Raw genomic sequence first — 10,689 nt, forward strand, 5'->3', positions numbered from 1 at the left:
AGCGTAAACCTGCAGGGCTTCTCGGTCAGGCTGACCATCTCATTAAGCCCGGCCTTTTGGCCGGGGTTTTTATAAAGCGGGCAACTCAGTCAAGCATCAGAAACGCTTGATCTCGGCCTGGCTTTCCAGCTGTTTGCGGTAGGCCGCAAAGTCCTGCTGGCCAATGCGCGAGGCGAGGAAGCGACGGTATTGGGCCTTCTCTTCTTCGGTCGGCGCAGCGGCTTCGTTCACGCCGTTCAGGCGCACGATCACCAGGCTACCATCAGCCAGGGTCACGCTGCTGAAGGTCGGCTTGTCCTTGGCGACAGGTTTTGGCATGCGGAACAGCGCTTGTAGCACAGTTGGGTCAATCCCTTCCTGAGCGCGAGTAGCCGCTTCAGTCACTTTCCAGTTCTGACCGTCGATCGCCTTGTTCAGCGGGGTCTTGCCATCGCGCAGGCTGGCGATCAACTCCTCAGCCTTGGTCTTGGCGGCAGCACTGGCGTGTTCCTTGGCCAACTGCGCACGAATGCTGGCATTGACGCTTTCAAGCGGCAGTTGCGCAGGCTTCAAGTGTTCCTTGGCGCGCAGCACGATCACGGTTTCCGGGTCCAGCTCGATGGCGGTGCTGTTGGCACCTTCATCCAGCACTTCAGGACTGAATGCCGCGGTGACCACGGCACGGTTAGCCGCCACACCTTCGCCACCCTCGCGGCCGAACGGCTTGGAGGTGTGGACAGTCAGCTTCAGGTCTTGCGCCGGCTGGGCCAGATCGGAGGACTCGAACGAGGAGTCTTCCAGTTGCTTGGTCGCCTCGACGAAACGCTGCTCGACCTGCTGGGTTTTCAGCTCGCGGGTCAGCTTGTCTTTCAGGCTGGCCAGTGTCGGCACTTCCGGAGCTTCAACGCCCAACAGTTTGATCAGGTGGAAACCGAAGTCAGTGCGAACCGGGGCCGACACTTGATCCTTGGCCAACGCATACAGCGCGGTTTCGAATGCCGGGTCGTAGACGCCAGGACCTGCATAGCCCAGGTCACCACCGTTGTTCGCCGAACCCGGGTCCTGGGAGAATTCCTTGGCCAACGCCTCGAATTTCTCGCCTTTGGCCAGACGCGCCTGAATGTCTTCGATCTTGGCCTTGGCTTGCGCCTCGGTCACTTTATCGTTCACTTCGATCAGAATGTGCGCAGCCCGGCGTTGCTCGGACAGGTTCGCGATTTCTTTCTGATACGCCGCTTGCAGGTCTTCGTCCTTGACGGCGACCTGATCGAAGAAGGAAGACTTCTTCAATTCCAGGTAATCGATGACAACCTGATCCGGCGTCATGAATTCCTTGGCGTGTTCGTCGTAATAGGCCTTGACCTCATCGTCGGTCAGCTTCACCGCTGCCGGGTCGACCTTGACGTTCAGGGAAGCGAAATCGCGGGTCTGTTTTTCCAGACGGGCGAACGCCAGAACCTGTGCGTCGGTGACGAAACCGCTACCCGCCAAACCAGCGCGCAGCTGACCGATCAGCATTTCCTGAGCCAGCATCTGGCGGAATTGCATGCGGCTGTAGCCGAGTTGACGAATCACCTGATCGAAGCGCTCAGGACTGAACTTGCCATCCACCTGGAATTCAGGCGTTTGCAAGATCACTTGGTCCAAGGCCGCTTCGGAGAAAGCGAATTTCGAGTTTTCTGCGCCTTGCAGCAGCAACTTGCGGTCGATCAGGCCTTTGAGGGCCGATTCGCGCAGCATTTTTTCATCGAGCAAGGAAGCATCGAAATCCTTGCCCAGCTGTTGCATGAGCTGACGGCGTTGCATATCGACCGCCTGGCTCAGCTCGTTCTGGCTGATTTCTTCGCCGTTGACCTTGGCCGCATCATTACGATGGGTAGTGGCCTGAAAAATGGCGTCGAAACCGGTCAAAGCCATCAGTGCAACGATGACCCCGATAATAGTCTTGGCAATCCAGCCTTGTGAATTGTCCCTGATATTCTGCAGCATGCGTCCCCCAGAAACGGTTGAACTTCAAAATTAGGCAACCGTGGAGCGTGGGTAGAATCCGGATAGAAGAAAGGCGCATCCGAGGATGCGCCTTCTCGTAACTGGCGGAGCGGACCAAGGGTTCGAACTTGCGACCCTCGGTGTCTCGGACCGGCAACTTGCCGACTGGACTACCGCTCCGCTGCCAGGTCAGGCATGACCCCGACCCGGATAGGCAAAAACCTGAAACGAACTTAGTTGACAGCTTCTTTCAGTGCTTTGCCGGCTTTGAAACCTGGTTTTTTGGCTGCTGCGATTTCCAGCGTCTTACCGGTCTGTGGGTTACGACCAATGCGAGCTGGACGATCGGTAACGGAGAAGGTACCGAAACCAACCAGAACAACAGAGTCGCCAGCCTTGAGAGCGCCAGTGACGGATTCGATTACAGCGTCCAGCGCACGGCCAGCAGCAGCTTTCGGGATATCAGCGGATGCAGCGATAGCATCAATCAGTTCCGACTTGTTCACTCTAAGTCCCCTTATATCTATTTGAGTATGATTCTAAGTTTTTTGGTGAAAGCAAAAACGAGTGCTGAATGGCCTACAGACACTTAAGAGCCGCTTTATAACAAGGGCTCTAAAAAGCTGTCAACAAGCCACTCAGGCAAATGCGTACTAATGCGTGCTAATTCTTTCCTTAGAGTCAGACTCGCGTTTTTCATCCTTCGCAACTATCTCTGGAACCACATCTGGCAGCGGCTCCGGCGCGTATTGCAGCGCAATTTGCAGGACCTCGTCAATCCATTTAACCGGTTTAATCTGCAGATCTTGCTTGATATTGTCAGGAATTTCCTTCAGATCGCGCACGTTCTCTTCAGGAATGATCACGGTCTTGATCCCGCCACGGTGAGCAGCCAGCAGTTTTTCCTTCAAACCACCAATCGCCAACACCTGGCCACGCAGGGTGATTTCGCCTGTCATGGCGACGTCCGCACGCACTGGAATCCCGGTCAATGCCGACACCAGGGCCGTGCACATGCCTACGCCGGCGCTAGGGCCGTCTTTCGGGGTTGCCCCTTCCGGCATGTGGATGTGCGTGTCGCGCTTCTCGTGGAAGTCCAGGGGAATCCCCAGGCTCTTCGCACGGCTGCGCACCACGGTCAACGCGGCTGTGATCGATTCGACCATCACATCACCCAGCGAACCGGTCTTGATCAACTGGCCTTTACCCGGCACGACAGCGGCTTCGATGGTCAGTAATTCGCCACCCACCTGAGTCCAGGCCAACCCGGTCACCTGACCGATCTGATCCTGCGATTCGGCCAGACCGTAGCGGAATTTGCGCACACCCAGGAAGTGTTCCAGCATCTCGGCAGTAACCTTCACCGAGAAACGTTTTTCCATCGCGTGCTCTTTGACCGCCTTGCGGCAAACCTTGGCAATCTGGCGTTCCAGCCCACGCACACCGGCTTCGCGGGTGTAGTAGCGGATGATGTCGCGGATCGCTTCGGCGTCGAATTCCAGCTCGCCTTTCTTCAAGCCGTTGGCTGTAATCTGCTTTGGCGAGAGGTACTTGACGGCGATGTTGATCTTTTCGTCTTCGGTATAGCCCGGCAGACGAATCACTTCCATCCGGTCGAGCAGCGCCGGCGGAATGTTCATGGAGTTCGAGGTGCAAAGGAACATCACATCGGACAAGTCATAGTCGACTTCCAGATAGTGATCGTTGAAGTTGTGGTTCTGCTCGGGATCGAGCACTTCCAGCAACGCCGACGCCGGATCGCCACGCATGTCGCTGCCCATTTTGTCGATTTCATCGAGCAGGAACAGCGGGTTGCGGACACCCACCTTTGTCATCTTTTGAATCAATCTTCCTGGCATCGAACCGATGTAAGTCCGGCGATGACCACGGATTTCCGCTTCGTCACGCACGCCACCGAGGGCCATACGGACGAATTTGCGGTTGGTGGCGTGAGCGATCGACTCTGCCAGAGAGGTTTTACCCACCCCTGGAGGACCGACCAGGCACAACACCGGACCGCGAATTTTCTTCACGCGCTTTTGTACGGCGAGGTATTCGAGGATCCGCTCTTTGACTTCTTCCAGACCGTAGTGGTCTGCATCGAGAATGTCTTCTGCGCGCGCAAGGTCCAGGCGCACTTTGCTCTGGGCCTTCCACGGCACCTGAACCAGCCAGTCGATGTACGAACGCACCACGGTCGCTTCCGCAGACATTGGCGACATTTGTTTCAGCTTGTTCAGTTCACCCTGGGCCTTGGCCAACGCATCTTTCGGCAGGCCGGCGGCATCGATGCGCTTTTTCAGCTCTTCGATTTCGTTGTGGCCTTCGTCGCTGTCGCCGAGCTCTTTCTGAATGGCCTTCATCTGCTCATTCAGGTAGTACTCGCGCTGGCTGCGCTCCATTTGTTTCTTGACGCGACCGCGAATGCGTTTTTCGACTTGCAGCAGGTCGATCTCGGCATCCAGCAACGCCAGAACGTGCTCGACCCGGGCCGACAAATCAATGATTTCGAGGATTTCCTGCTTCTGCTCGATCTTCAGGGCCATGTGGGCGGCCATGGTGTCGACCAGGCGACCTGGCTCGTCGATGCTGTTGAGCGACGAGAGGACTTCCGCCGGGACTTTCTTGCCCAGCTGCACATATTGCTCGAACTGAGCCAGCAGGCTGCGGACAAACACTTCCGACTCGCGCTCAGGCGCGTCGACTTCGTCGATCAGCGAGACTTCAGCACGGCAGTGGCCGTCCACTTCGCTGAAGCGCTCTACGGCGCCCCGCTGCTCGCCTTCGACCAAAACCTTGACCGTGCCATCAGGCAGCTTGAGCAGCTGCAGAACGGTCGCAATTGTACCTACGCGATAAAGTGCATCTTCACCGGGATCGTCATCAGCAGGGTTTCTCTGAGCCAGCAGAAGGATCTGCTTGTCGCCCGTCATCGCAGCCTCGAGGGCTTCGATGGATTTCTCGCGCCCCACGAACAGCGGGATAACCATGTGCGGATAAACCACAACATCACGCAATGGCAGGAGAGGCAATTCGATGGTTGTCTTCATGATTTCGCCTCTACGGCGGCCATATGGCCGTAAACAGATGGAAGTAAGCTTGAAACCAAGATGGGGGCTGCTTTGAAAAAAAACAAGCGCAAAGAGGGTGTTAAAAACGCTTTAAAAGAAAAGGGGCCCGAAGGCCCCTTCTTTATTCCAGCTGCCTGACGCTTAAGCGTCTGGCGCAGCCTTGGCAGCCGGCTCACTGTTTTCGTAGATATACAGTGGCTTGGACTTACCTTCTATAACGCTTTCGTCGATCACTACTTTACTCACCTCGGACTGCGAGGGGATTTCATACATCGTGTCGAGCAATACACCTTCGAGAATCGAACGCAGTCCACGGGCACCGGTCTTGCGTTCCAGGGCACGTTTGGCGACCGATTTCAGCGCGTCGGCCCGGAATTCCAGGTCCACACCTTCCATCTCGAACAGCTTGGCATACTGCTTGGTCAAAGCATTTTTCGGCTCGGTGAGAATCTGCATCAATGCAGCTTCATCAAGCTCGTCCAGCGTGGCAAGTACCGGAAGACGACCGACGAATTCCGGGATCAGACCGAACTTGACCAGATCGTCAGGCTCGACTTCACGCAGGGATTCACCGACTTTCTTGCCTTCTTCCTTGCTACGCACTTCCGCGTTGAAACCGATGCCGCCCTTGGTGGAACGGTTTTGAATAACCTTTTCCAGACCGGAGAACGCACCACCGCAGATGAACAGGATGTTACGGGTGTCAACCTGAAGGAATTCCTGCTGCGGATGCTTGCGACCACCTTGCGGCGGAACGGAAGCGACCGTGCCTTCGATCAACTTGAGCAGGGCCTGCTGCACGCCTTCACCGGAAACGTCCCGGGTGATCGACGGGTTATCAGACTTGCGCGAGATCTTGTCGATCTCATCGATATAGACAATGCCCATCTGGGCTTTTTCTACATCGTAATCGCATTTCTGCAGCAGCTTCTGAATGATGTTCTCGACATCTTCACCCACGTAACCCGCCTCAGTGAGGGTGGTTGCATCGGCGATGGTGAACGGAACGTTCAGCAAGCGGGCCAGTGTTTCGGCAAGCAGGGTTTTACCCGAGCCTGTCGGGCCGATCAGCAAGATGTTGCTTTTGCCGAGTTCGACGTCGTCATTCTTTTTGTCACGCTGGTTCAGACGCTTGTAGTGGTTGTACACCGCTACGGCCAGAACCTTTTTCGCACGTTCCTGACCAATCACGTACTGATCAAGGATGCCGCTGATTTCTTTAGGCGAAGGCAATTTATGCGCGCTGCTTTCGGCCTGGGCTTCCTGCACCTCCTCTCGGATGATGTCATTGCACAGGTCGACGCACTCGTCGCAGATAAAGACCGAGGGGCCGGCAATCAATTTGCGTACTTCATGCTGGCTTTTGCCACAGAAGGAGCAATAGAGCAGCTTGCCGTTGTCCTCGCCGTTGCGGGTGTCAGTCATTCGTTCGATCCAAATCCGATAGGCTTGCAACACAAGATGAAGGCTATTGCGGGCTTTTTCAAGCCCGCCGGTGATCGGACCAGCCGACCAACCTTATTTTGAGCTGCTTAATTTAAGCGGGGCGCTGGTTGATCACTTCATCGATCAACCCGTACTCACGCGCGGCTTCTGCACTCATGAAATTATCGCGGTTGGTATCGCGCTCGATTTCTTCAAGTGTGTGGCCGCTGTGCTTGGCCATCAGCGTGTTGAGACGCTCACGAATGAAGAGGATTTCCTTGGCATGGATTTCGATATCCGAAGCCTGGCCCTGGAAACCGCCCAGTGGCTGGTGAATCATCACGCGCGAATTCGGCAGGCAATAACGCTTGCCGGGGGCACCGGCCGTCAGAAGAAAGGCGCCCATGCTGCAGGCCTGACCAATACAGGTGGTCGATACATTGGGTTTGATGAATTGCATGGTGTCGTAGATCGACATGCCTGCTGTCACCGAACCGCCCGGGGAGTTGATATAGAGATGGATGTCCTTGTCCGGGTTTTCCGCTTCAAGGAACAGCAGTTGCGCACAAATCAGGTTGGCCATGTAGTCCTCTACCGGGCCAACCAGAAAAATCACTCGTTCCTTGAGAAGGCGCGAGTAGATGTCATAGGCGCGCTCGCCACGAGCAGACTGCTCGACAACCATCGGGACCAGACCGCCAGCGGCCTGGATATCAGAGTTCTGCTGAATATACGAATTACGGAACATGCTCTGCAGTCACTCCCAAATAGTTATGTCTTGAATACGCATAAGCCAGCACGAAGGCTGGCTTATGGTGTGTGCTTCTTACCGCAAAAACGATCAGTCGGCTTGTGGTGCTTCTACCGGCTTGACTGCTTCTTCGTAAGAGACCGATTTGTCGGTCACGCTAGCTTTCTGCAGAACAGTATCCACAACTTGTTCTTCCAGCACAACCGAACGAACTTCGTTCAGTTGCTGGTCGTTCTTGTAGTACCAGGACACAACCTGCTCAGGCTCTTGGTAGGCCGAAGCCATTTCCTGAATCATTTCACGAACGCGGGCTTCGTCAGGCTTGAGGTCGAATTGCTTGACCACTTCAGCCACGATCAGACCCAGTACAACGCGGCGCCTGGCTTGTTCTTCGAACAGCTCGGCCGGCAGTTGGTCAGGCTTGATGTTGCCGCCGAACTGCTGAACAGCCTGCACGCGCAGACGGTCAACTTCGTTGGACAGCAGCGCCTTAGGCACTTCGATCGGGTTGGTGGCCAGCAGACCGTCCATTACCTGATTCTTGACCTTGGATTTGATCGCCTGACGCAGTTCGCGCTCCATGTTCTTGCGAACTTCGGTGCGGAAGCCTTCCAGGCCCGATTCCTTGATGCCGAATTGAGCGAAGAATTCTTCGTTCAGCTCTGGCAGTTTTGGCTCGGAAACGGTGTTCACGGTCACGGTGAACTCAGCGGTTTTGCCAGCCAGGTCGAGGTTCTGATAGTCCTCTGGGAAGGTCAGGTTCAGAACGCGTTCTTCGCCGGCTTTAGCGCCAACCAGACCGTCTTCGAAACCAGGGATCATGCGGCCGGAACCCAGCACCAGCTGAGTACCTTTGGCAGAACCGCCAGCGAACACTTCACCGTCAACCTTGCCAACGAAATCGATGTTCAACTGGTCATCGTTCTGAGCAGCACGATCGGCCACTTCGAAACGGGTGTTCTGCTTGCGCAGCACGTCCAGCATCTTGTCCAGATCGGCGTCAGCCACGTCAGCGCTCAGGCGCTCTACGGTGATACCGTCGAAGCCAGCAACGGTGAACTCAGGGAACACTTCGAAAACTGCAACGTATTCCAGATCTTTGCCAGCTTCCATCGATTTAGGCTCGATCGAAGGAGCGCCAGCCGGGTTCAGCTTCTGCTCGACAACAGCTTCGTAGAACGAAGACTGGATCACATCACCTACAGCTTCCTGACGCGCATCAGCACCGAAACGGCGCTTGATTTCGCTCATTGGCACTTTGCCTGGACGGAAGCCAGCAATCTTGGCCTTTTGGGCAGTCTGCTGCAGACGCTTGTTGACCGCAGTCTCAATACGCTCTGCCGGCACGGTGATGCTCAGGCGGCGCTCGAGAGCAGTAGTATTTTCAACAGAAACTTGCATGGATATTCCTCGTTGCACAGACGTTAGCCGGCCGTTTCCGACCCCAGAATCAAGGGCATGCATTCTAGTGGGTCAAACTCAAGAAGTCACCCTACTGAAAACGGGTAAAAAAGCAGCAGGCAATTTATAGGCGGGGACAAACGGTTGTGCCTCGCCCTGTTAGCAAATACAGCCAGTCACGCCAGGGCTCTGCACCCATCCTTCTATATATAGAAGAAGTTGCCAATCATCTCCCTGACAGCCGGTCTTGCGAGCAAGGCCGGCGGGCGGCGCGGCATCATCGAGAAACATAAATACGACGAAACACCCCACCCCTGCGACTCAGGACATGCAGTCGCTTAACACTCGAACCGCTAAAACAAAAAAGGCGCCAGACTGTTAAATCTGGCGCCTCTCGAAATATGGGGTGGACGAAGGGGATCGAACCCTCGACAACGGGAGTCACAATCCCGTGCTCTACCAACTGAGCTACGCCCACCATATTGCTTTGCAAAGAAGCCAATCAACTCCCCTGCTGCGCCCCAACCAGGCCAACCGGCTTGAGTGAAGCTTTATTTGGTGCGGATGAAGAGACTCGAACTCTTACACCTTGCGGCGCTGGAACCTAAATCCAGTGTGTCTACCAATTCCACCACATCCGCGTTTGAAGCTGTTAAAGCAAAGGCGCCAGACTGTTAATCTGGCGCCTTTCGAAATATGGGGTGGACGAAGGGGATCGAACCCTCGACAACGGGAGTCACAATCCCGTGCTCTACCAACTGAGCTACGCCCACCATATTGCGCTACTTGTGCCAAAGCTGCCTAATGGCGCACCCGGCAGGACTCGAACCTGCGACCATCCGCTTAGAAGGCGGATGCTCTATCCAGCTGAGCTACGGGCGCCTTATTAATCTGTACTCTTGGAGGACTACAAACTAAGAGCTTTCCAGTCTCACAGAACCGTAATTCCGCTTGACCTTCTCATCCAGTGCTAGGCTGTGCCCGACAAGTGCGACGAATAGTATAGAGCGCCCCGAAGGCCGTCAAATGCTTTTTATAAAAAATTCATTTAATTAAAGGGCTTAGAGGAATTTGCAGACCAAGCGCCTTTGCCCTCACCTCATGACATGCGAGAATGCGTTCTCTTTTTTTCCCCTCTCGATGGTTAATCACGCGCAATGACTGCACAACTAATCGACGGCAAATCGATCGCCGCCAGCCTGCGCGAGCAGATCGCCAAACGAGTCACCGAGCGTCGCGAGCAAGGCCTGCGCACACCGGGCCTCGCGGTGATCCTGGTCGGCAGCGATCCCGCCTCTCAGGTTTATGTCTCGCACAAGCGTAAAGACTGTGAAGAGGTCGGCTTTATTTCCCAAGCCTACGACCTGCCTTCCGAAACCACTCAAGAAGCACTGACCGACCTGATCGATCGCCTGAACGACGACCCGGCGATTGACGGCGTTCTGCTTCAGCTTCCTTTACCTGAACACCTGGATGCCTCCAAGTTGCTGGAGCGCATTCGTCCAGATAAAGACGTTGACGGTTTTCACCCTTATAACGTCGGCCGCCTGGCCCAGCGCATCCCGCTGCTGCGTCCGTGCACCCCGAAAGGCATCATGACCCTGCTGGAAAGCACCGGTGCCGACCTTTACGGGATGGATGCCGTGGTCGTCGGAGCCTCCAACATTGTCGGCCGTCCGATGGCGATGGAATTGCTGCTCGCCGGTTGCACCGTGACCGTCACCCACCGCTTCACCAAGGATCTGGCCGGCCACGTCGGCCGTGCCGACCTGGTCGTCGTCGCCGCCGGCAAGCCGGGCCTGGTCAAAGGTGAGTGGATCAAGGAAGGCGCGATCGTGATCGACGTCGGCATCAACCGCCAGGAAGACGGCAAACTGGTCGGTGACGTGATCTACGAAACCGCCCTGCCCCGCGCAGGCTGGATCACACCGGTACCGGGTGGTGTCGGCCCGATGACGCGTGCCTGCCTGCTGGAAAACACACTGTACGCGGCAGAAACACTGCACAGCTGAGTGCCTGCCTCGACATAAGCAATGAACAAAAAAACCCCGCCAATGGCGGGTTCTTTTTTCC

7 protein-coding genes and 5 tRNA genes are annotated in these 10,689 nt (G+C 55.7%); 1 reads left to right on the plus strand and 11 read right to left on the minus strand.

The features are described 5' to 3' along the window. Positions 1-96 precede the first annotated feature (96 nt). The 11 genes from K0F88_RS30685 to K0F88_RS30735 all read right to left on the minus strand — a co-directional run bounded on the left by K0F88_RS30685 (position 97) and on the right by K0F88_RS30735 (position 9,498). Entirely contained in the window at positions 97-1,968 is a 1,872-nt protein-coding gene (locus K0F88_RS30685) for a SurA N-terminal domain-containing protein (RefSeq protein WP_219097671.1), read from the minus strand. Positions 1,969-2,070: 102 nt separating this feature from the next. Continuing rightward, positions 2,071-2,148: transfer RNA gene (locus tag K0F88_RS30690), tRNA-Leu, on the minus strand. Between the two features lie 53 nt (positions 2,149-2,201). After that, positions 2,202-2,474, minus strand: coding sequence for an HU family DNA-binding protein (locus tag K0F88_RS30695; RefSeq protein ID WP_002552737.1), 273 nt, complete (start codon positions 2,472-2,474; stop codon positions 2,202-2,204). 147 nt (positions 2,475-2,621) lie between these two features. After that, complete coding sequence (lon, locus tag K0F88_RS30700; protein ID WP_007946894.1) at positions 2,622-5,018, minus strand: endopeptidase La; 2,397 nt, start codon at positions 5,016-5,018, stop codon at positions 2,622-2,624. Between the two features lie 162 nt (positions 5,019-5,180). Next, entirely contained in the window at positions 5,181-6,464 is a 1,284-nt protein-coding gene (gene clpX, locus K0F88_RS30705) for an ATP-dependent Clp protease ATP-binding subunit ClpX (protein WP_007946893.1), read from the minus strand. Positions 6,465-6,576: 112 nt separating this feature from the next. Further along, entirely contained in the window at positions 6,577-7,212 is a 636-nt protein-coding gene (gene clpP, locus K0F88_RS30710; protein WP_219097672.1) for an ATP-dependent Clp endopeptidase proteolytic subunit ClpP, read from the minus strand. Positions 7,213-7,305: 93 nt separating this feature from the next. Beyond that, positions 7,306-8,616 carry a trigger factor gene (gene tig, locus K0F88_RS30715; RefSeq protein WP_219097673.1) on the minus strand — a complete coding sequence of 437 codons (1,311 nt, stop codon included), beginning with the start codon at positions 8,614-8,616 and terminating at the stop codon, positions 7,306-7,308. Between the two features lie 402 nt (positions 8,617-9,018). After that, positions 9,019-9,094: transfer RNA gene (locus tag K0F88_RS30720), tRNA-His, on the minus strand. A 78-nt stretch (positions 9,095-9,172) separates the two neighbouring features. Continuing rightward, positions 9,173-9,257, minus strand: a tRNA-Leu gene (locus tag K0F88_RS30725). Between the two features lie 56 nt (positions 9,258-9,313). Beyond that, positions 9,314-9,389: transfer RNA gene (locus K0F88_RS30730), tRNA-His, on the minus strand. Between the two features lie 32 nt (positions 9,390-9,421). Next, positions 9,422-9,498, minus strand: a tRNA-Arg gene (locus K0F88_RS30735). A gap of 275 nt (positions 9,499-9,773) precedes the next feature. Here K0F88_RS30735 and folD point away from each other — a divergent pair. Next, the gene (folD, locus tag K0F88_RS30740) at positions 9,774-10,628 is read left to right on the plus strand and encodes a bifunctional methylenetetrahydrofolate dehydrogenase/methenyltetrahydrofolate cyclohydrolase FolD (protein ID WP_219097674.1); all 855 of its coding nucleotides are present in this window, start codon (positions 9,774-9,776) and stop codon (positions 10,626-10,628) included. Positions 10,629-10,689: the final 61 nt, after the last annotated feature.

The sequence above is a fragment of the Pseudomonas sp. UMAB-40 genome (assembly GCF_900095275.1).
GTDB lineage: Bacteria > Pseudomonadota > Gammaproteobacteria > Pseudomonadales > Pseudomonadaceae > Aquipseudomonas > Aquipseudomonas mandelii_B.

Coding starts and splice junctions, on each gene's coding strand:
- K0F88_RS30685 (WP_219097671.1), bottom strand. CDS start 1,968: ATGCTGCAGAATATCAGGGACAATTCACAAGGCTGGATTGCCAAGACT.
- lon (WP_007946894.1), bottom strand. CDS start 5,018: ATGAAGACAACCATCGAATTGCCTCTCCTGCCATTGCGTGATGTTGTG.
- clpX (WP_007946893.1), bottom strand. CDS start 6,464: ATGACTGACACCCGCAACGGCGAGGACAACGGCAAGCTGCTCTATTGC.
- clpP (WP_219097672.1), bottom strand. CDS start 7,212: ATGTTCCGTAATTCGTATATTCAGCAGAACTCTGATATCCAGGCCGCT.
- tig (WP_219097673.1), bottom strand. CDS start 8,616: ATGCAAGTTTCTGTTGAAAATACTACTGCTCTCGAGCGCCGCCTGAGC.
- folD (WP_219097674.1), top strand. CDS start 9,774: ATGACTGCACAACTAATCGACGGCAAATCGATCGCCGCCAGCCTGCGC.